Origin of the sequence: Streptomyces sp. NPDC086519 (assembly GCF_040686075.1) — a bacterium.
GTDB lineage: Bacteria > Actinomycetota > Actinomycetes > Streptomycetales > Streptomycetaceae > Streptomyces > Streptomyces shenzhenensis.
Window position 1 is genome coordinate 36,482 of record NZ_JBFBJL010000049.1, and the last position, 19,968, is coordinate 56,449.

Below are 19,968 nucleotides of genomic sequence, written 5' to 3' on the forward strand. Positions count from 1 at the left end.
ACCGGTTGTCAGTGCGGGGTCGTACGGTGGAACCCATGCGGCCCGTTTCCCACATCGAACGCACGGTGGCGCCCTTCGAGGTCGTCAGCCCGTACCAGCCCAGCGGCGACCAGCCGGCGGCCATCGCCGACCTGGCCAGGCGCATCGAGGCCGGTGAGAAGGACGTCGTCCTCCTCGGCGCGACCGGCACCGGCAAGTCCGCCACCACCGCGTGGATGATCGAGAAGCTCCAGCGCCCCACCCTGGTGATGGCGCCGAACAAGACGCTGGCCGCCCAGCTGGCCAACGAGTTCCGCGAGCTCCTCCCGAACAACGCGGTCGAATACTTCGTCTCGTACTACGACTACTACCAGCCCGAGGCGTACGTCCCGCAGTCGGACACCTACATCGAGAAGGACTCCTCGATCAACGAGGAGGTCGAGCGGCTGCGCCACTCCGCCACCAACTCGCTGCTCACCCGCCGCGACGTGATCGTGGTCGCCTCCGTCTCCTGCATCTACGGCCTCGGTACGCCGCAGGAGTACGTCGACCGGATGGTCCCGCTGCGGGTCGGCGACGAGATCGACCGCGACGACCTGCTGCGTCGCTTCGTGGACATCCAGTACACGCGCAACGACATGGCGTTCACCCGCGGCACCTTCCGCGTGCGCGGCGACACCATCGAGATCTTCCCGGTCTACGAGGAGCTCGCGGTCCGCATCGAGATGTTCGGCGACGAGATCGAGGCGCTGTCCACGCTCCACCCGCTCACCGGCGAGATCATCAGCGACGACCGGCAGCTGTACGTCTTCCCGGCCTCCCACTACGTCGCCGGCCCCGAGCGCATGGAGCGGGCCGTCAACGACATCGAGAAGGAGCTGGGGGAGCGCCTGGCCGAGCTGGAGAAGCAGGGCAAGCTCCTGGAGGCCCAGCGGCTGCGCATGCGTACCACGTACGACATCGAGATGCTCCGCCAGATCGGCACCTGTTCGGGCGTGGAGAACTACTCGATGCACTTCGACGGCCGCGCCCCCGGCTCCCCGCCGAACACCCTGCTGGACTACTTCCCCGAGGACTTCCTCCTCGTCATCGACGAGTCGCATGTCACCGTGCCGCAGATCGGCGCCATGTACGAGGGTGACGCCTCCCGCAAGCGCACCCTGGTCGACCACGGCTTCCGGCTGCCCTCCGCCCTGGACAACCGCCCGCTGAAGTGGGAGGAGTTCCAGGAGCGGATCGGACAGGCCGTGTACCTGTCGGCGACCCCCGGCACGTACGAGATCTCCCGTGCGGACGGTGTCGTCGAACAGATCATCCGCCCCACCGGCCTCGTCGACCCCGAGGTCGTCGTCAAGCCCACCGAGGGCCAGATCGACGACCTGGTGCACGAGATCCGCAAGCGCACCGAGAAGGACGAGCGCGTCCTGGTCACCACGCTCACCAAGAAGATGGCCGAGGACCTCACCGACTACTTCCTGGAGCTCGGCATCCAGGTTCGCTATCTGCACAGCGACGTCGACACCCTGCGCCGCGTCGAGCTGCTGCGTGAGCTGCGCTCCGGCGAGTACGACGTCCTGGTCGGCATCAACCTCCTGCGCGAGGGCCTCGACCTGCCCGAGGTGTCCCTGGTGGCGATCCTCGACGCGGACAAGGAGGGCTTCCTGCGCTCCGGCACCTCACTGATCCAGACCATCGGCCGCGCGGCGCGCAATGTCTCCGGTGAGGTCCACATGTACGCCGACAAGATCACCCCGGCGATGGAGAAGGCCATCGACGAGACCAACCGGCGGCGGGAGAAGCAGGTCGCCTACAACACGGCCCACGGCATCGACCCGCAGCCGCTGCGCAAGAAGATCAACGACATCGTCGCCCAGATCGCCCGCGAAGAGGTCGACACCGAACAGCTGCTCGGCTCGGGCTACCGCAAGCTGAAGGACGGCAAGGCCGCCAAGGCCCCCGTCCCGGCCCTGGGCGACAAGGCGGCCAAGGGCGCGAAGGCCGGCAAGGCCGCCAAGGGCAAGGCCAAGGAAGCGGTGCCCACCGACCGTCCGGCGGCCGAACTCGCCGAGCAGATCGAGGAGATGACGGAGCGTATGCGTGCCGCCGCCGCGGATCTGCAGTTCGAGATCGCGGCCCGGCTGCGCGACGAGGTCTCCGAGATGAAGAAGGAACTGCGCCAGATGAGAGAGGCAGGCCTGGCCTGACCCCCGGGCCGCTGCCGAACCCCGGCAAGGGCGCGAAGTGTTGCAAGACCGACACAAAGCGCGGGCCGGGGTTCGGCACTGTCAGCGGCGCTGCATAGGGTTTCGGGCAACCGCGCACTTCGCGGCAACCGGGGACATCCGACGAGGGGAAGCAGCCGTGACCGTCAACATGACCAAGGGTCAGGCCATCAGCCTGGAGAAGAAGGACGGCGGCTCCCTGAGCGCGGTCCGCATGGGTCTTGGCTGGAAGGCGGCACCCCGGCGCGGGCTGTTCGGCTCGCGCACCCGTGAGATCGACCTGGACGCCTCGGCGGTGCTGTTCGCCGACAAGCAGCCCGTCGACGTGGTGTTCTTCCGGCACCTGGTGAGCGACGACGGCTCGGTCCGCCACACGGGCGACAACCTCGTCGGCGGCGCCGGCCAGGGCGGCGACGACGAGGCCATCCTCGTCGACCTCGCGCGCGTCCCGGTCCACGTCGACCAGATCGTCTTCACCGTCAACTCCTTCACCGGGCAGACCTTCCAGGAAGTGCAGAACGCCTTCTGCCGACTGGTCGACGAGACCACCGGCCAGGAACTCGCGCGCTACACGCTCGACGGCGGCGGGGAGTACACCGCCCAGATCATGGCGAAGGTCCACCGGTCGGGATCCGGCTGGACGATGACGGCCCTGGGCGTCCCGGCCAGGGGCCGCACCTTCCAGGACCTGGTGCCGGCGATCCTGCCGAACCTCTAGCAGCGGCCCGACGGCACACGAGGACACGACACACAGGGGGACGTGCGCAATGGCGGCCGAGCTGGTGCGTGGGCAGAACCATCCGCTCTCGCGGAACCGGATCGAGATCCGGATCTCGGCCGACGCGCCCGTCGTGGCCGGCGCCACCCTCGCCGACGAGAGCGGCCGGGTTCGGGGCGCCGACGGGGTGGCCCATCCGGGCGCGCCCACGCTGCCCGGGATCGAGGTCTCCCGGCAGGCGGCCGCCGAGCACCGGCTCGCCGTCGACCTCGACGCCATGCCCGAGACCGTGCACCGGGTCAGCGTCCTGATCGCCCTGCCCGCCACGCCCGGCGGCCCGACCCGCTTCGGCGCCCTCGCGGCACCGCGCGCCGCGGTGACCGGACTCGACGGCACCGAGGTCGCCGGCTACACCCTCACCGGCCTGGACGCCGAGTCCGCGGTCGTCGCTCTGGAGCTCTACCGCCGCCACACCGCCTGGAAGATCCGCGCGGTCGGCCAGGGGTACGCGGCGGGCCTCCCGGCGCTCCTCGACGACCAGGGCCTGCCCCAGGCCGCCGAACTCGCCCGCGGGATCGAGGAAGCGGTGGCGCGGGGCCTGGCCCGCTCGGTCCCGGCGCACACCACGGACGCCGACCGCTCCCGCCGCACGGCCGCCTCCGCCAGTGGCCCTGACCTGCCGGGCACCGCCATCGCCGCCGGATCGCCGTACGACGTCCAGACCCCCGGCAACAGCGCGGTCCGGCCCGCTCCTCCCGAGGGACCGGCGGCCGCTCCGCCCTCCGGCGGCCCCATCGACTACACGCATCCGAAGCGACGTCAGCCCCCTGGGCCCCCGGCCCAGGGGGCTCCAGCCCCGGCGGACGGGCCCGTGCCGCCCGTCGCGGGCGACGCGGTCGGCTGGTCCATGGACGAGCGGCTCTACAACCAGGTCTGGGGCATGTTCGAGGACCTGGCCCGGTCCACCGCCGCCTGTCGCAGCGCTGTCGACTTCGCCGATTCGCGCCTGGAGAAGGAACTCGACCAGGTCCTCTCCGACCCGCGCAGCCGACTGGGGTCGGCGGGTGACGCCGCCCGCGAGGCGGCCCAGGCCCGGCACGCCCAGCTGGTCGACCAGGCGCAGGCGGCTCTCGACCGGGACCTCGCCCAGCTCACCGCCGAGTCCGAGGTCGTCGAGCCCGCGCTGCCACCGGCGTACGCCCGCTGGGACAACCCGGCCTGGCACGGCTACCGGGTGCCGACGGAGCCGCCGATGGCCGTCCGGCTGGGCGACCTTCACCTTCCGGAGAGCGACCCGCTGCGCATTCCGATGCTGGTCCGGCTACCCCTGGAGCGGGGCCTGTGGATCGACAGCGGGGCGCCCGACGAGTCCCGGTCCGAGGAGGCGGGTGAGCTGCGGCACCTCGCCCTGCAGACGGCGGTGGCGCTCGCCGCCCGGCTGCTCGCCGTCCATCCGGCGGGGGAGTTCGGCGTGCGGGTCATCGATCCGGCGGGAGCCGGCGCGTCCGCGCTCGCACCGCTGACGGGGACCGGTGCGCTGGACGCGCCGCCCGCGACGGGCGCCACCGGAGTGGCCGGCACGCTGGGGCCGCTCACCGAGCGCGTCGACCTGGTGCAGATGGCGGTGCGCGGCGGTGCCGCCGACGCGCTGCCGCCCGGTCTGGACACCTCACGGCAGCTGCTGATCGTGCACGACTTCCCGCACGGCTTCGACGACCGGGCCGTCACCCAGCTGCGCTATCTCGCGGACGAAGGCCCGGACGTCGGCGTCCATCTCCTGCTGGTCGCCGATCGTGAGGACGCCGCCGCCTACGGCCCGCTGCTCGATCCGCTCTGGCGTTCACTGATGCGACTCACCCCGGTCCCGGACGATCACCTGGCCGACCCGTGGGTGGGGCATGCCTGGACGTACGAGCCCTGCCTCGTACCGCCTGGCAGTCACGTGCTCCAGCGGGTGCTCACCCAGGTCGTGGCAGCCCGCACGAAGCTCGCGTAGGGCGCCTTGACCAGGGAGTTTGGTCTTTCTTTTACTGAGTTCTTTACCTTTCCTTGGTGATTGGGGTACTGTTTTCCGTACGGAGGGGAGTACTCCCTGTCTGCTGCGGCGTACCCGTCAATACGGATCCGATCGGATCCCGGGGCGTCGGCCCGTCCCGGGTGGAAGAGACCTCCGGTAGCGCAACGCCGAATCTTTGCCGTTCACTAACCGGAGGCGACAGTGGATGTATCCGCGACCCTGTGGGTCCTCACCGTCCTGGGGCTGGCCGCCCTGATCGCGGTCGACTTCCTCATCGGCCGCAAGCCCCATGACGTATCCGTCAAGGAAGCCGGCATCTGGACCGTCGTCTGGATCGCCCTGGCCGGGCTCTTCGGCCTCGGCCTGCTCGTCTTCGGCGGCGGCCGGCCCGCCGGCGAGTTCTTCGCGGGCTTCATCACCGAGAAGTCGCTGAGCGTCGACAACCTCTTCGTCTTCGTCCTGATCATGGCGAAATTCGCCGTGCCCTCGCAGTACCAGCAGCGGGTGCTGCTCGTCGGCGTCCTCATAGCCCTGGTGCTGCGGGCCGCCTTCATCGCCGCGGGCGCCGCGATCCTCGCCAGCTTCTCGTGGGTCTTCTACCTCTTCGGCGCCTTCCTGATCTGGACCGCCTGGAAGCTGATCCAGGAGGCCCGGGCCGACCAGGAGGAAGAGGAGTTCGAGGAGAACAAGCTGCTCAAGGCCGCGGAGCGCAAGTTCGGTGTGGCCGACCGCTACCACGGAACCAGGCTGTGGATCCAGCAGAACGGCAAGCGGGTCATGACGCCGATGCTCGTCGTGATGCTCGCGATCGGTACGACCGACGTCCTGTTCGCGCTGGACTCCATTCCCGCCATCTTCGGCCTGACTCAGGACCCGTACATCGTCTTCACGGCCAACGCCTTCGCGCTGATGGGTCTGCGGCAGCTGTACTTCCTCATCGGCGGACTGCTGAGGAAGCTGGTCCACCTCTCCTACGGCCTGTCGATCATCCTCGGTTTCATCGGCGTCAAGCTGGTGCTGCACGCGCTGCACGAGTCCGGCGTCCACGTCCCGGAGATCAGCATCCCGGTCTCGCTCGGCGTGATCTGCGCGGTCCTGACCGTCACCACGATCACCAGCCTGAGGGCCTCAAGGAAGCAGGCGGCGGCCGAGACGGCGCAGGCTCGGAGCGAAGGCGCTCCGAAGGACAGCATCGACGTCTGACCACGTCAGACGTAGGAACAACCACCCCGCGCAGCGGTGCGAAGCCGAGTTCAACTCCTGACCTGGGGGCCGTGCCGCGTCGGCGGTGGGCCCCGGGAGCCCGAAAGGACCCGAATGGGAAGCCCGCACGCCTCTGCCGCCATCGCTGCATGATCACTCGGCTCAGGTCGCTCACCACCCAGTGGACGCTCCTCGTGCCGGTGCTCGCGGTCGTCCTGCTCCTGTTCACCTGGGGCCGTGATCTGCCCGGCGCGGCCGTCGCGCTGAACCCGTAGCCGGTCCGCAAACGCTCACCCGGCGACCGGCTCGACCGTGGCCACCGGCACCGGACGCGTCTCCGGCAGCAGCGCGAAGCACCCCAGACTCAGCAGCGCGATCGCCGTCAGATAAGCCCCCACAGCCCACGGCACGCGTCCACTGTGTTCCGCCAGAGCAGTCGCCACGATCGGCGTCAGCGCGCCCCCGAGGACGCCGCCGAGGTTGTACCCGACGGCGGCACCGGTGCAGCGCACCCGGGGTTCGTAGAGTTCCGGCAGATAGGCGGCGACCACCGCGAACATGGTGATGAAGGCGACCAGGGCCCCCGTGAACCCGAGGAACATCAGAAGCGGTTGTCCGCTCGCGAGCAGCGCGACCATCGGGCACATCCACAGCGCCGAGGCCGCGCACCCCACCAGGCACAGCGGCCGCCGCCCGTAGCGGTCGCCCAGCAGGGCCATCACCGGGGTGAGCGACCCCTTCACCACCACGGCGGCCATCACACAGGTCAGCATGACGGTACGGCTCACCCCGAGCCGCTCCGTCCCGTACGCCAGCGACCAGGTCGTCACCGCGTAGAACACCGCGTACCCGACCGCGAGCGCCCCCGCCGTCAGCAGCACCAGCCGCCAGTGGTGCCGTACGACCTCTGCGAACGGCATGCGCGCGGGCTCGTCGATCTCCAGGAACTGCGGGGTCTCGGCGAGCGACGAACGCAGCCAGAGCCCGCCCAGCGCCAGCGCCCCGGCCGCCCAGAACGGCACCCGCCACCCCCACCGCGCGAACTGGGCGTCGGTCAGGGACGCCGAGAGGCCGAGCATCACGCCGTTGGCGAGGAGAAAACCGATGGCCGGACCGATCTGCGGAAAGCTCGACCACAGGGCGCGCCGCCCGGCGGGCGCGTGCTCCGCGGTGAGCAGCACCGCCCCGCCCCACTCCCCGCCGAGCCCCAGCCCCTGCAGAAAGCGCAGCAGCAGAAGCAGCAGCGGAGCGGCGACGCCGATCCTGTCGTAGGACGGCACGAACCCGACCGCGACCGTCGACGCACCCGTCAGCAGCAGGGACGCGAACAGCACCGGCCGCCGGCCGCGCCGGTCCCCGACATGCCCGAACAGCACCGAGCCCAGCGGCCGGGCCACGAACCCCGCGCCGAACGTCCCGAACGCCGCCAGTGTCCCCGCGAGCGGCGAGAACGTCGGGAAGAACAGCGGTCCCAGGACGAGCGCCGCGGCCGTCCCGTAGACGAAGAAGTCGTAGAACTCGATCGCGGTCCCGGTGAGGGAGGCGGCGGCCAGCCGCAGCATCGAGGGGGTCCTTACGGTGCGTGCATCATGCATGCTCCGTCAACTACCCAGGGTGATCTCCGGTTACGGGGCGCACGGTGGTGAGACGCCTCGCGCGGGAGCCGCCGCGGACCGTGATAGACCGGACCGAGCGGCGCCTGCCCGGGCCGTCCGCCTTCACCCACCGGACCGGAGGAATCGTGCCCCGCACCCTGGCCAACGCCCCGATCATGATCCTCAACGGACCCAACCTGAACCTGCTGGGCCAGCGCCAGCCCGAGATCTACGGCTCCGACACCCTCGCCGACGTCGAGGCCCTGTGCGTCAAGGCGGCGGCCGCACACGGCGGCACCGTGGACTTCCGGCAGTCCAACCACGAGGGCGAGCTGGTCGACTGGATCCACGAGGCACGCCTCAACCACTGCGGGATCGTCATCAACCCGGGCGCCTACTCGCACACCTCGGTCGCGATCCTGGATGCCCTCAACGCCTGCGACGGGCTGCCCGTGCTGGAGGTCCACATCTCCAACATCCACAAGCGCGAGTCGTTCCGGCACCACTCCTACGTCTCCCTGCGGGCCGACGCGGTGATCGCCGGATGCGGCGTGCAGGGCTATGTGTTCGGCGTGGAGCGGGTGGCGGCGCTGGTCGGCCCCACCACCGCGGACGCGTAGCGGCTCAGAGCCGTCCGGCCTCCACGATCCGCCGCAGGAAGCGCCGGGTGCGCTCCTGCTGCGGGTCGCCGAACACCTGCTCGGCCGTGCCGCGTTCGAGTACGACGCCGCCGTCGAGGAAGCAGACCTGGTCGGCGACGTCCCGGGCGAAGCCCATCTCGTGCGTCGCCAGCACCATGGTCATCCCCTCGCCCTTCAGATCCCGGACCACGGCGAGCACCTCGCCCACCAGCTCCGGGTCGAGGGCGGCGGTGACCTCGTCGAGCAGCAGCAGCCGGGGCCGTACCGCCAGGGCGCGCACGATCGCCACCCGCTGCTGCTGGCCGCCGCTCAGCCGGTCGGGGTAGGCGCCTGCCTTGTCACCCAGTCCGAGGCGTTCAAGCAGTTCCCCTGCCCGCTCCTCGGCCTCCGCGCGGGCGACGCCGTGCACCCGGCGCGGCGCCAGGGTGATGTTGTCCAGCACGGTCATGTGCGGGAAGAGGTTGTAGGCCTGGAAGACCACGCCGATACGGCGGCGCACCGCGTCCTGGTCGGCGCGCGGGTCGGTGATCTCCTCGCCGTCCAGCCAGATCGCGCCGTCGTCGATCTCCTCCAGAAGGTTGGCGCAGCGCAGCAACGTCGACTTGCCGGAGCCGGAGGCGCCGATCAGTGCCGTCACCGTGTGCGGGGCGACCTCCAGGTCCACGTCCCGCAGCACGACCGCATCCCCGAACGTCTTGCGGACGGACTCCATGCGCAGGACAGGCGCGTCGCTCATATGGATCCTCCCTGGGCCCGCCGCCGGTCCATCCGGGCGGTCACCCAGTCCGTGAAACGGGTCATCGGGATGGTCAGCGCCACGAAGACCAGCCCGGCGACGATGTACGGCGTGTAGTTGAGGCTGCGCTGGGCGATGATGTCGGACGCCCGTACGGCATCGATCGCGCCGCCGATGGACACGAGCCCCGTGTCCTTCTGCAGCGACACCAGGTCGTTCAGCAGCGGCGGCACCTGACGGCGCACGGCCTGGGGGAGCACCACGTACCGCAGCGCCTGCCGGTTGGTCAGCCCCAGCGAGCGGGCCGCGGCGCGCTGCGAGGGGTGCACGGACTCGATGCCCGCACGGAACACCTCGGCCACGTAGGCGGAGTACGTCAGCGTCAGCGCCGTACCGCCCAGCAGCACGGGATCGACGGTCACGCCCTGGAGGCGCAGCGCGGGTACCCCGAAGACCACGATCATCAGGTTGATGATCAATGGCAGACCGCGGAAGAAGTCCGTGTAGGCCGCCGCCAGCGCTCGCAGCGGGAAGAACACCGGCCCCGGCAGGGTGCGGGCGATGGCGATCAGCATGCCGAGGACGAGCACCAGCACGCCGCAGATCAGCAGCAGCCGGACGTTGAGCCACAGGCCTTCGAGGACCTTGGGGAACGCCTCGCGCGCGTACTGCCCGTCGAAGAAGGTCTCCTTGGTGCGCTCCCAGCCCGGCGCGCTGACCACGACCATGTACAGGACGACGGCCGTGACCAGGGTCGACAACGCGGCGATCGTGGTCGCGCGACGGGCGCGGGCACGCTTGTAGCGCTCCCGTTCCAGTCGTCGTCCGGAGGGGGTGTAACCGAGGGCGCCCGCAGGGGCACCGGCCGGCATGTCGCCCTTGTCGTCCGCGTCCTCCTGGCCGGACTCGTCCTTGGTGACCGTCACTTGAGCACCGGAGCGTCGACGGCGTCGGACAGCCACTGCTTGTCCAGCTTCGCCAGCGTGCCGTCCTTGCGCAGGGCGTCCACGGCCGACGTCACGCAGGACGTGAGGTCGCTGCCCTTGTCCAGGACGAGCCCGAACTGCTCGGGCGTGCCGCCCTGGTTCTCGAACTGGCCGACGATCTTGGCGTTCGTCACCTGGGCCGCCGTGACGTAGAAGGCGGTCGGCAGGTCGGTGACGATCGCGTCCACCTGGCCGTTCCTGAGCGCCGAGACGGCCTGGTCGTTCTTGGAGTAGGCGGCCGCCTCCTGGGACGGCTTCACCACGTCGCTGATGTAGTTGAGGCTCGTCGTGCCGACCTGGGCGCCCAGCTTGAGGCCCTTGAGATCCGCGATGCTCGTCGCCTTCGCGGCCTTGCCGCCCTTGAGCGCGATGACCGCCTGGCGGACGTCGTAGTAGCCGGACGAGAAGTCCACGGCCTTCTTGCGCTCGGTGCTGATGGACACCTGGTTGATGTCGAAGTCGAAGGTCTTCACGCCGGGCGCGAACGCCTTGTTGAACGGCACCCGCTGCCAGACGACCGCGCTCTTGTCGTACCCCAGTTGCTTCGCCACGGCGTACGCGACCGCCGACTCGAAGCCCTCGCCGTTGGCCGGCTTGTCGTCCTTGAACCACGGCTCGTACGCCGGTTCGTCCGTCGCGATCGTCAGCTTGCCGGAGGTCTTGGTGGCCAACTTGCCCTTGGCGCAGGTGGTTCCGGCCGAGGAGGAGGACCCGCCGGACGCCTTGTCGTCCGGCTGCGGAGCGCAGCCGACAGCGGTGGCGAGCAGGGCTATGGTGGCGGCGGCGACAGCGCGACGCAGCGCGCTCGGGGCAGGGTGCATGGCGGGAGAGTGACAGCGAAAGCCGCGTTTGTCCACGTCAAGCGGGCATCTGTCCGCATAGTGGGAACGGGTGTTGCAGTCTTGTGAACGTCGCCGCGCAGGGCGGACGTGCCGAGGCCGCCGGCCGAGGGCGGGGAATGATGGCCGGCGGCCCGTACCGCGCAGGAGCCGTCATCCTGTGCGGGGCTGCAACCAGTTGACTGCGCGACGACGCGCGCCGGGAGCGTGCGCCGGGGGCCGGCGCGTGCGAACCGTTCACACGGGGCGCGCGTGGAAGGAATGCGCGCCCGCGCTCAGCACGGGGACGCGCGCCCGCGGCTCACCATCCGCGCGCGTGCCACTCCGGCAGATGCGGGCGCTCCGTGCCCAGCGTGGTGTCGTTGCCGTGTCCCGGGTACACCCAGGTCTCGTCCGGCAGCACGTCGAAGATCTTCGTCTCGACGTCGTGGATCAGGCTGGCGAAGGCCTTCGGGTTCTTGAACGTGTTGCCGACGCCACCGGGGAAGAGGCAGTCCCCGGTGAAGAGGTGCGGGTGGCCGTGCGGGTCGTCGTAGACCAGGGCGACGGAGCCCGGGGTGTGACCGACCAGGTGGCGGGCGGTCAGTTCGACGCGGCCGACCCGGATCACGTCGCCGTCGTCCACGAGGACGTCGGTGCTGACCGGGATGCCGGGGGCGTCCTCGCGGCCCGCGTACGTCCGCGCGCCGGTCGCGGCGACGACCTCGGCCAGTGCCTGCCAGTGGTCGCCGTGCCGGTGGGTGGTGACGACGGACGCGATGCCGTCGTCACCGATCATGCCGAGGAGCGTCTCCGCGTCGTTGGCCGCGTCGATCAGCAGTTGCTCGTCGGTGGCGCGGCAGCGCAGCAGATAGGCGTTGTTGTCCATGGGCCCGACCGCGATCTTGGTGATCATCAGGTCCTTGAGCTCGTGCACGTCCGCCGGTCCGCCGACCGTGACCTCTCCGCTGTACGTCATGGTGATCAGCCTATAGCGGGAAGAGGGCGCCGACGTGCCGCGCTACAGCGGCGGAAGCGCGGGCAGGGTGCCGCCCTTCACGATCAGGGCCGAGCCGTCGCGGCGGCCGGCGAGCCAGCCCAGCAGGTCGGCGGCGGACCCCTCGACGGCGATCGGACCCCCCGGCGCGCCGCCGCCGGTCGTCCAGACCCGGCCGCTGTCGCTGCGCAGTCCGGTCGACGGGACCTCCGGGTGCCCGCCGAAGCGCTCCGCGAGAAAGTCGATCTCCCGCTCGGTGAACTCCTGCGGCAGGTCCTCCAGCTCGTATCCGATCCCGAGGTCGACATGGTGCAGTTCGACCTCGGCCCACCGGCGGAACGGCACCCTTGCCGCGGTGTCGGTGACCCCGTTGCGCAGCTCCACCGTGCGCGACCAGTCCGCGGGCTCGGCCGCCCGGGCCCGGAATCCGGCATGGCTCGCCCGCAGGTCGTCCAGCTGCACACCGAGCGGGCGCGGCGCGTCGCGCTCGATGTCGGCGTCCCGTGCCTCGGCGGAGGCGTACATGGGACGCCCGTCCAGGACGTTGGCGAGCGCGTCCGCGTTGCGGGCGAGGTGGGCGAGGACATGTCCGACCGTCCAGCCGGGCAGCCGTGACGGTCGCGCGCCGGCCGCGTTGTCCAGGGCGGCGACCGCGGTGAGGAGCCGCTCGGTCGCTTTCTGTACAGACGCCAGGTCATGAGCGTGATCAATCATGGGGCTGACAGTAGCCCTGCCACACCTTCGGGTGAAGGTTTCGCGCGAGCTCCGTAAATCGAATGGGCGTGCTATATCGTCGGAGGCGGCGTCGGGCATGCTGGATGGTCCGGGATTGTTTACGCATCCAGGAATCCGACCGGCGTTGTCAGTGGCTCCCCCTAGTCTGAAGAAGCACGGGGCCCTGCCCCTGTCAGCTTCTCTCAAGAAAGGTGCGGACCGGCTGTGGCCGACCGTCTCATCGTCCGTGGCGCGCGCGAGCACAATCTGAAGAACGTCTCGCTCGACCTGCCTCGTGACTCGCTCATCGTCTTCACGGGCCTGTCCGGGTCGGGCAAGTCCTCCCTGGCCTTCGACACGATCTTCGCTGAGGGCCAGCGTCGCTACGTGGAGTCGCTCTCCTCGTACGCCCGCCAGTTCCTCGGGCAGATGGACAAGCCGGACGTGGACTTCATCGAGGGCCTGTCCCCGGCGGTGTCCATCGACCAGAAGTCGACCTCGCGCAACCCGCGCTCGACGGTCGGCACCATCACCGAGGTCTACGACTACCTGCGTCTGCTCTTCGCGCGCATCGGCAAGCCGCACTGCCCCGAGTGCGGCCGCCCGATCTCGCGCCAGTCGCCGCAGGCCATCGTGGACAAGGTCCTGGAGCTGCCGGAGGGGAGCCGCTTCCAGGTGCTCTCGCCCCTGGTGCGCGAGCGCAAGGGCGAGTTCGTCGACCTCTTCGCCGACCTCCAGACCAAGGGCTACTCCCGCGCGCGCGTGGACGGCGAGACGATCCAGCTCTCCGAACCCCCGACGCTGAAGAAGCAGGAGAAGCACACCATCGAGGTGGTCGTCGACCGCCTCACGGTGAAGGACACCGCCAAGCGCCGCCTCACCGATTCCGTGGAGACCGCGCTCGGCCTGTCCGGCGGCATGGTCGTGCTCGACTTCGTCGACCTCCCCGAGGACGACCCCGAGCGCGAGCGCATGTACTCGGAGCACCTGTACTGCCCGTACGACGACCTGTCCTTCGAGGAGCTGGAGCCCCGCTCCTTCTCCTTCAACTCGCCCTTCGGCGCCTGCCCCGAGTGCACCGGCATCGGCACGCGCATGGAGGTCGACCCGGAGCTGATCGTCCCGGACGAGGACAAGTCGCTCGACGAGGGTGCCATCCACCCCTGGTCGCACGGCCACACCAAGGACTACTTCGGCCGCCTGATCGGCGCCCTCGCGGACGCGCTGGGGTTCCGCACCGACATCCCCTTCGCCGGGCTGCCGCAGCGCGCCAAGAAGGCCCTGCTCTACGGCCACAAGACGCAGATCGAGGTCCGTTACCGCAACCGGTACGGCCGCGAGCGCGTGTACACCACGCCCTTCGAGGGCGCCGTGCCGTTCGTCAAGCGCCGGCACAGCGAGGCCGAGAGCGACGCAAGCCGCGAGCGCTTCGAGGGCTACATGCGCGAGGTGCCCTGCCCCACCTGTCAGGGCACCCGCCTCAAGCCGATCGTCCTCGCGGTCACGATCATGGAGAAGTCGATCGCCGAGGTCTCGGCGATGTCCATCAGCGACTGCGCGGACTTCCTGGGCGAGCTCAAGCTCAACGCGCGCGACAAGAAGATCGCCGAGCGCGTGCTCAAGGAGGTCAACGAGCGGCTGCGGTTCCTGGTCGACGTCGGCCTGGACTACCTCTCGCTGAACCGCGCGGCCGGCACCCTGTCCGGCGGCGAGGCCCAGCGCATCCGCCTGGCCACCCAGATCGGCTCCGGCCTCGTCGGCGTCCTGTACGTCCTCGACGAGCCGTCGATCGGCCTGCACCAGCGCGACAACCACCGGCTGATCGAGACCCTGGTCCGGCTGCGCGACATGGGCAACACGCTCATCGTCGTCGAGCACGACGAGGACACCATCAAGGTCGCCGACTGGGTCGTCGACATCGGCCCCGGTGCCGGTGAGCACGGCGGCAAGGTGGTGCACAGCGGCTCTTTGAAGGAACTGCTCGCCAACGCCGAGTCCCAGACCGGCCAGTACCTGTCCGGCAAGAAGTCGATCCCGCTGCCCGACGTCCGCCGCCCGCAGGACCCGTCCCGTCGGCTCACCGTGCACGGCGCCCGGGAGAACAACCTCCAGGACATCGACGTGTCCTTCCCGCTGGGCGTGTTCACGGCAGTCACGGGAGTGTCCGGCTCCGGCAAGTCGACGCTGGTCAACGACATCCTGTACACGCACCTGGCGCGCGAGCTGAACGGCGCGCGGAACGTCCCTGGCCGGCACACGCGCGTGGACGGCGACGACCTCGTCGACAAGGTCGTGCACGTCGACCAGTCGCCCATCGGCCGCACCCCGCGATCGAACCCGGCGACGTACACCGGCGTCTTCGACCACATCCGCAAGCTGTTCGCCGAGACCACCGAGGCGAAGGTCCGGGGCTACCAGCCGGGCCGCTTCTCCTTCAACGTCAAGGGCGGCCGCTGCGAGAACTGCGCGGGCGACGGCACCATCAAGATCGAGATGAACTTCCTCCCGGACGTCTACGTCCCGTGCGAGGTCTGCCACGGCGCCCGGTACAACCGGGAGACCCTGGAGGTCCACTACAAGGGCAAGTCCATCTCCGAGGTCCTGAACATGCCCATCGAAGAGGCCATGCACTTCTTCGAGGCCGTCCCGGCGATCAACCGCCACCTCACTACGCTGAACGACGTCGGTCTCGGCTACGTCCGCCTCGGCCAGTCGGCGACCACCCTGTCCGGCGGTGAGGCACAGCGTGTGAAGCTCGCCAGCGAACTGCAGAAGCGCTCCACCGGGCGCACGGTCTACGTCCTCGACGAGCCGACCACCGGTCTGCACTTCGAGGACATCAGCAAGCTGCTGAAGGTCCTCGGCGGCCTCGTCGACAAGGGCAACACGGTCATCGTCATCGAGCACAACCTCGACGTGATCAAGACCGCCGACTGGGTCGTCGACATGGGTCCGGAGGGCGGCGCCGGCGGCGGACTCGTCGTCGCGGAGGGCACCCCCGAGGAGGTCGCCGGGGTACCGGCCAGCCACACCGGCAAGTTCCTGCGCGAGATCCTCGGCGCCGACCGTGTCAGTGACGCCAGCTCGGTGAAGGCCCCGCGCAGGACGGCGGCGAAGAAGACGGTCGCGGCGAAGTCGACGGCCAGGAAGACGGCGACCGCGACCGCCACGACGGCCGACAACACGGCCACGAAGAAGGCGGCCGGCGTCACGGCGAAGGCGACGCCCGCGAAGAAGACCACGCCCGCGAAGAAGACGACGCGAGCCCGCAAAGCCTGAGGCCCAGCCGGTTCGCCTGCTCAGGCGGATTCCGGCGGATCCCGGCAGATCAGATCAAACGCGGCGCCCCACGGGAACTTCCCGTGGGGCGCCGCTCGTTCCATGATCAGCCGCCCGATCCCCGCGGCCATGACGGACCTTGACTCCTCAACAGAGAGTGCTAGACAGGCAGGTCTCCGAGTTCGGAGGCATACGGCGGTTCCGCACCCGCCCGGGAGCAGGTGATCGCGGCCGCCCGCGCCGCGAATCGCAGCAACCTCGTCCAGCCGTCGGCGCCCAGTCCCAGGAGCGCCTCGGCGGACAGAGCGTCCTGCACGGCCAGGCCGTGCAGCAGGGCCGCGTTCACCGTGTCACCGGCGCCGATCGTGTCCACGACGGCGACCTCCTCGCCGGGGACGGCGTACACGGTGCCGTCGCGGGTGAAGGCACTGAGGCCGTCACCGCCGTGGGTGATCACCACGGCCGAGGGGCCCGCAGCCAGCCATTCGTGCGGCGTGCCGCCCAGCCACAGCGCGTCCTCCTCCGAGAGCTTGAGGAGAGTCACCGAGGGCAGCCAGCTCTTGAAACGCGCCCGGTAGGCGTCCGGATCCGCGACCAGACCCGCCCGGATGTTCGGGTCGAGTGCGGTGAACAGGCCCTGCCCGGCCGCGTCGCGCATCAGCTGCTCGTAGGCGCTCGCCCCCGGTTCCAGGACGAGCGAGAGCGTGCCGAAGGAGACGGCACGGGTGGCGGCGGGGAGGCCGCCGGGGGCGGTGAACAGGCGGTCGGCGGTCCCCTCGACGTAGAAGGAGTAGGAGGCGGAGCCCTGCGGATCGATCGTGGCGGCCGCGAGAGTGGTCGGTTCCGGGCCGCGCGCCACGAGGGAGACGTCCACGCCCGCCCGCCGCAGCCCGTCCAGCAGGGCCTCGCCGAAGGCGTCGCGGGAGGCACGGGAGCAGAACGCGGTGGGAGAGCCGAGGCGGCCGAGGGCCACGGCCGTGTTGTACGGGCCGCCGCCGAGCGCCGGCTGCAGGGCCGCGAGGGCGCCCGTGCCCTGCGGTACCAGATCGATCAGTGCTTCACCGGCGACGACGATCACGAGAGGGTCCCTTTCTCGGGGTGCTGGAGGTCCTGGGGGCACTGGGGGTGTCCGCGACGCCGTCCTTCTCCCGGCACCCGCACGACGTCCGGTGCACGAAGGCACACGGCAGCCGTAGGGTCCCGGCGGGCCGGTCGGGTGCGGCCAGCCGTTCGAGGAGCACCCGGACCGCCTCGGCGCCGAGTTCCCTGCTGGGCTGGGCGATGGCGGTGAGCCGGGGCGAGAAGAGGTCGGCCCAGGCGAAGTCGTCGAAGCAGCACAGGGCGATGTCGTCCGGTACGGACAGACCCCGCGCCCGCAGGGTGCGCAGGGCACCGATGGTCATCGCGTTGTTGGCGGTGACGAGCGCCGTGGGCGGGGCGGCGAGCGACAGCAGAGCGGCGGTGGCCTGCTCGGCGCCCGTGGATTCGGAGTTCCCGGGGGCGATCAGGTCGTCGTCGAGGGCCAGCCCGGCCGTGGACAGCCCCTGCCGGTAGCCGGTGATCCGCTCGCCGGTGGTGCTCAGCCCGGGCAACCCGGCGACCAGGCCGATCCGGCGGTGCCCGAGACCGGCGAGGTGGGTGACGAGCCGGGCCATCGGTGCGGTGTTCTCGGCGCAGACCTGGTCGAAGGGCGGGGCGGTGTCCGCGCCGCCGATGACCCGGTCGAGGAGGACGGTCGGTACGGCATGACGGCCCAGGTAGGCGAGGAGTGCGCGCGGGTCGGCGGAGGGGGCGACGATCAGGCCGTCGACGCGGCGTTCGTGGAGGAGCTGGACGACCTTGCGTTCGTGCTCGGGATCGTCGTGCGGGTCGGCGATGAGCAGGCTGTAGCCGTGCTCCAGGACAGCGGCCTCGACGCCCTGGAGGATCTCCGTGAAGTAGGGGTTGCTGATCGCCGACACCGCGAGCCCGATGGACCGGGTGCGGGAGGTCACCAGGGAGCGGGCGAGGGTGTTGGGCGTGTAGCCCAGTTCCTCGACGGCGTCGAGCACGGCCTGACGGGTGTGGGGCAGCACCGGGCGGGTCCCGTTCAGCACATGGGAGACCGTCGCCACCGAGACACCGGCGCTCCGGGCGACGTCGGCCATGGTGGGCATCGGGCTCCCCTCGTCGCTTCCCGCCCCGGGCCGGGGGCTCGCTGGTGCCGGCTCGGGCCGCCGGGTTCCGCTCGGGCCGCAATGCCCCCTTCGGCCGGGAAGCTACCTCATCGGACAGGGGCGCGTAAACGCTTGCGCAAGCGTTTACGCCCTATGGGGTGAGCCCTCGCCCCCCGCCCCGAAGCGGGACGATCCGCCCAGGTAGTGTCGTCCCGGACCGCACCGCCCCGATCCACCTGGAGCCCCTCGTGCCCACCCGCCCCTTCGCGAGTCGCCGTACCGTCCTGCGCGGAGCGGCCGTCACATCGGTCGCCGGGCTGGGGGTGGCCGCCTGCAAGGCACCCGGCGGTGCGGCCACGGCCGGAGCCGCCGGAGCCGCACCGACCGCGCCTGTCGACCTCGGAGCCGAGAGCGAGGTCGCCAAGGGCGGCGCTCAGCTCTACCGGGAGCACAACGTGGTGGTCAGCAGGTCCGCCGACGGCGCCCTGAAGGCGTACAGCACGATCTGCACGCACGCGGGGTGCCCGATCAACAAGCTCCAGGGCACGACGCTGGTCTGCCCCTGCCACGGCAGCGAGTTCGACGCCCTGACCGGGAAGGTGGTGCGGTCGCCGGCCACCGAGCCGTTGGACGAACTGCCGGTGAAGGCCGCGAACGGTCGGATCGTGGCGGGCCCCGGCGCCTGATCGGCGAGGTCTGGATCCCAGCGCCGGTTCAGTCCCAGTCCCAGCCGATCCCCAGCAGGCCCGGCCGTACCCGGGGCTCGACCAGGTGGACGGAGCGGTGCGGCCCGCTCAGCGGCAGGGCCTGCCGGCCGCCGCGCGGGGCCGCCGCCGAGTGCTGGGCGAACCGGTGGCAGCGGGTCGGCAGCGCGTCGGCGGCGAAACGCACCTGAAGGCTGTACTGGCCGCCGGGAAAGCCGAAACCGCGGACGTACTCGCGTGAGACACCGGCCGTGCCGTCCTCGACGGCGTAGCGGAAGAGAAAGGTGTCGCCGGAGCGCAGCCGGGTGCCGAAGAGGAGTTCGGCGACGAGGAGACCGGTCTCCTCGTCCGAACGGACGCGTCCCGCGCGGCAGTTCTCCAGCGCGTGCACGGTCATGTGCCGCGGGGCGCAACCGGGGTCGCCGTGGTGGACGGCCACGAAGCGGTCGACGCCGTCCCGGTGGGCGCGCACGATGTGCTGGGACTCGCGGGCGGCCAGTTCCCGGTGACCGCCGATCCGCACCCGGTCGTGGTGCCCCAGGGTGTGCAGGCCGCCGTCGAGGGACCAGCCGAGCTCGGCCTGCAACCGGTCCAGGACGTCACAGGCCTCGATGAACGAGCGGTACGAGCGGGCGGAGGGCCGGCGCACGGCGGGATCCTGCTCGGTGTCGGCGAGCAGCCGGATCAGGGACTCGTCCGGGAGCTGGAGGATCTCCTCCAGCGCGCGAACGGCCCGCAGTGACTCCGGGCGCTGGGGGCGGCGGGCACCCTGTTGCCAGTAACTGAGGCTGGTGACGCCCACTTTGACGCCATAGCGCGACAGATGATGCTGCACGCGCTGGAGCGGCAGCCCGCGGGCGGCGATCGCGGCGCGCAGGGCCACATGGAAGGGGCCGCCCCGCAGGGCCGAGTCCAGTTCCGCGGTGGCGACGTCCGCGTGCTGTGTGCCGTGCCGCATGCAGGGGGCCTTTCTGTCGGGGGCAACGGCTGGTCAGGCCGTTGACGCGGTTCGGGGCCACCCGGTCGGCGCCGGGGACGGCCGCACCTGGGCATGCCGCGTCCGCAGGCCGTCGCTCACGGCCCCGAGTTCCCCCGCATTGAAGCGTGTTGACCAATCACCGACAACACCTTCGACCGGTCGAGAACGCCCGCCTGGCCGAGGCGCGACCCCCTGACCGGCGGGATCGTGCGCGCAGCGGCGGT

16 protein-coding genes and 1 pseudogene are annotated in these 19,968 nt (G+C 70.7%); 8 read left to right on the forward strand and 9 right to left on the reverse strand.

The features are described from left to right. Positions 1 to 35: 35 nt before the first annotated feature. From uvrB to AB0P24_RS34600, 5 genes and pseudogenes are all read left to right on the forward strand, one after another. Positions 36 to 2,183, forward strand: a complete 2,148-nt coding sequence (uvrB, locus tag AB0P24_RS34580; protein WP_365801059.1) for an excinuclease ABC subunit UvrB — start codon at positions 36 to 38, stop codon at positions 2,181 to 2,183. Between the two features lie 157 nt (positions 2,184 to 2,340). After that, on the forward strand, positions 2,341 to 2,919 hold the full coding sequence (locus tag AB0P24_RS34585; RefSeq protein ID WP_234544350.1) for a TerD family protein: 579 nt from the start codon (positions 2,341 to 2,343) through the stop codon (positions 2,917 to 2,919). 49 nt (positions 2,920 to 2,968) lie between these two features. Next, positions 2,969 to 4,915, forward strand: coding sequence for a TerD family protein (locus AB0P24_RS34590; RefSeq protein ID WP_365801061.1), 1,947 nt, complete (start codon positions 2,969 to 2,971; stop codon positions 4,913 to 4,915). A 222-nt stretch (positions 4,916 to 5,137) separates the two neighbouring features. After that, positions 5,138 to 6,139, forward strand: a complete 1,002-nt coding sequence (locus tag AB0P24_RS34595; protein WP_365801063.1) for a TerC/Alx family metal homeostasis membrane protein — start codon at positions 5,138 to 5,140, stop codon at positions 6,137 to 6,139. A 149-nt stretch (positions 6,140 to 6,288) separates the two neighbouring features. Further along, positions 6,289 to 6,405, forward strand: a pseudogene (locus AB0P24_RS34600) (ionic transporter y4hA); the annotation flags it as partial. 24 nt (positions 6,406 to 6,429) lie between these two features. Here the strand turns inward: AB0P24_RS34600 and AB0P24_RS34605 are convergent. Then, a complete protein-coding gene (locus AB0P24_RS34605; protein WP_365801065.1) occupies positions 6,430 to 7,701 on the reverse strand; it encodes an MFS transporter in 1,272 nt (423 codons plus the stop codon). 179 nt (positions 7,702 to 7,880) lie between these two features. Here AB0P24_RS34605 and aroQ point away from each other — a divergent pair, with 179 nt between their 5' ends. Then, positions 7,881 to 8,354, forward strand: coding sequence for a type II 3-dehydroquinate dehydratase (gene aroQ / locus AB0P24_RS34610; protein WP_365801067.1), 474 nt, complete (start codon positions 7,881 to 7,883; stop codon positions 8,352 to 8,354). Positions 8,355 to 8,358: 4 nt separating this feature from the next. Here the strand turns inward: aroQ and AB0P24_RS34615 are convergent, their stop codons facing one another. The 5 genes from AB0P24_RS34615 to AB0P24_RS34635 all read right to left on the reverse strand — a co-directional run bounded on the left by AB0P24_RS34615 (position 8,359) and on the right by AB0P24_RS34635 (position 12,626). After that, a complete protein-coding gene (locus tag AB0P24_RS34615; RefSeq protein ID WP_365801069.1) occupies positions 8,359 to 9,111 on the reverse strand; it encodes an amino acid ABC transporter ATP-binding protein in 753 nt (250 codons plus the stop codon). Beyond that, positions 9,108 to 10,037 (reverse strand): amino acid ABC transporter permease, encoded by a 930-nt coding sequence (locus AB0P24_RS34620; RefSeq protein ID WP_365801071.1) that lies wholly within the window; start codon positions 10,035 to 10,037, stop codon positions 9,108 to 9,110. Before AB0P24_RS34620 ends, AB0P24_RS34615 begins: the two co-directional genes overlap by 4 nt. After that, positions 10,034 to 10,918 (reverse strand): ABC transporter substrate-binding protein, encoded by an 885-nt coding sequence (locus tag AB0P24_RS34625; protein WP_365801073.1) that lies wholly within the window; start codon positions 10,916 to 10,918, stop codon positions 10,034 to 10,036. The genes AB0P24_RS34620 and AB0P24_RS34625 overlap by 4 nt, the downstream gene beginning before the upstream one ends. Positions 10,919 to 11,237: 319 nt before the next feature. After that, positions 11,238 to 11,894 carry an MBL fold metallo-hydrolase gene (locus AB0P24_RS34630; protein WP_365801075.1) on the reverse strand — a complete coding sequence of 219 codons (657 nt, stop codon included), beginning with the start codon at positions 11,892 to 11,894 and terminating at the stop codon, positions 11,238 to 11,240. Between the two features lie 42 nt (positions 11,895 to 11,936). Further along, on the reverse strand, positions 11,937 to 12,626 hold the full coding sequence (locus tag AB0P24_RS34635; protein ID WP_365801077.1) for a maleylpyruvate isomerase family mycothiol-dependent enzyme: 690 nt from the start codon (positions 12,624 to 12,626) through the stop codon (positions 11,937 to 11,939). Between the two features lie 225 nt (positions 12,627 to 12,851). Here AB0P24_RS34635 and uvrA point away from each other — a divergent pair, with 225 nt between their 5' ends. Beyond that, entirely contained in the window at positions 12,852 to 15,905 is a 3,054-nt protein-coding gene (gene uvrA, locus AB0P24_RS34640) for an excinuclease ABC subunit UvrA (protein ID WP_365801079.1), read from the forward strand. A 160-nt stretch (positions 15,906 to 16,065) separates the two neighbouring features. On the opposite strand, the gene AB0P24_RS34645 is transcribed toward uvrA, so the two are convergent. Together AB0P24_RS34645 and AB0P24_RS34650 are read right to left on the reverse strand one after the other, a co-directional pair. Next, complete coding sequence (locus AB0P24_RS34645; protein ID WP_365801081.1) at positions 16,066 to 16,983, reverse strand: carbohydrate kinase; 918 nt, start codon at positions 16,981 to 16,983, stop codon at positions 16,066 to 16,068. Beyond that, on the reverse strand, positions 16,964 to 18,061 hold the full coding sequence (locus tag AB0P24_RS34650) for a LacI family DNA-binding transcriptional regulator (RefSeq protein WP_365801083.1): 1,098 nt from the start codon (positions 18,059 to 18,061) through the stop codon (positions 16,964 to 16,966). The genes AB0P24_RS34645 and AB0P24_RS34650 overlap by 20 nt, the downstream gene beginning before the upstream one ends. 248 nt (positions 18,062 to 18,309) lie before the next feature. Between AB0P24_RS34650 and AB0P24_RS34655 the strand changes: the two genes are divergently transcribed. After that, positions 18,310 to 18,747, forward strand: coding sequence for a Rieske (2Fe-2S) protein (locus AB0P24_RS34655; RefSeq protein WP_365801085.1), 438 nt, complete (start codon positions 18,310 to 18,312; stop codon positions 18,745 to 18,747). A gap of 28 nt (positions 18,748 to 18,775) precedes the next feature. On the opposite strand, the gene AB0P24_RS34660 is transcribed toward AB0P24_RS34655, so the two are convergent. Next, positions 18,776 to 19,723 (reverse strand): hypothetical protein, encoded by a 948-nt coding sequence (locus tag AB0P24_RS34660; RefSeq protein ID WP_365801087.1) that lies wholly within the window; start codon positions 19,721 to 19,723, stop codon positions 18,776 to 18,778. Between the last annotated feature and the right edge of the window lie 245 nt (positions 19,724 to 19,968).

Excerpts from the sequence above, each read along its gene's own strand:
- AB0P24_RS34615 (WP_365801069.1), bottom strand. The coding sequence starts at position 9,111 with ATGAGCGACGCGCCTGTCCTGCGCATGGAGTCCGTCCGCAAGACGTTC.
- AB0P24_RS34605 (WP_365801065.1), bottom strand. The coding sequence starts at position 7,701 with ATGCTGCGGCTGGCCGCCGCCTCCCTCACCGGGACCGCGATCGAGTTC.
- AB0P24_RS34635 (WP_365801077.1), bottom strand. The coding sequence starts at position 12,626 with ATGATTGATCACGCTCATGACCTGGCGTCTGTACAGAAAGCGACCGAG.
- AB0P24_RS34650 (WP_365801083.1), bottom strand. The coding sequence starts at position 18,061 with ATGCCCACCATGGCCGACGTCGCCCGGAGCGCCGGTGTCTCGGTGGCG.
- uvrB (WP_365801059.1), top strand. The coding sequence starts at position 36 with ATGCGGCCCGTTTCCCACATCGAACGCACGGTGGCGCCCTTCGAGGTC.
- AB0P24_RS34630 (WP_365801075.1), bottom strand. The coding sequence starts at position 11,894 with ATGACGTACAGCGGAGAGGTCACGGTCGGCGGACCGGCGGACGTGCAC.
- AB0P24_RS34625 (WP_365801073.1), bottom strand. The coding sequence starts at position 10,918 with ATGCACCCTGCCCCGAGCGCGCTGCGTCGCGCTGTCGCCGCCGCCACC.
- AB0P24_RS34660 (WP_365801087.1), bottom strand. The coding sequence starts at position 19,723 with ATGCGGCACGGCACACAGCACGCGGACGTCGCCACCGCGGAACTGGAC.
- AB0P24_RS34590 (WP_365801061.1), top strand. The coding sequence starts at position 2,969 with ATGGCGGCCGAGCTGGTGCGTGGGCAGAACCATCCGCTCTCGCGGAAC.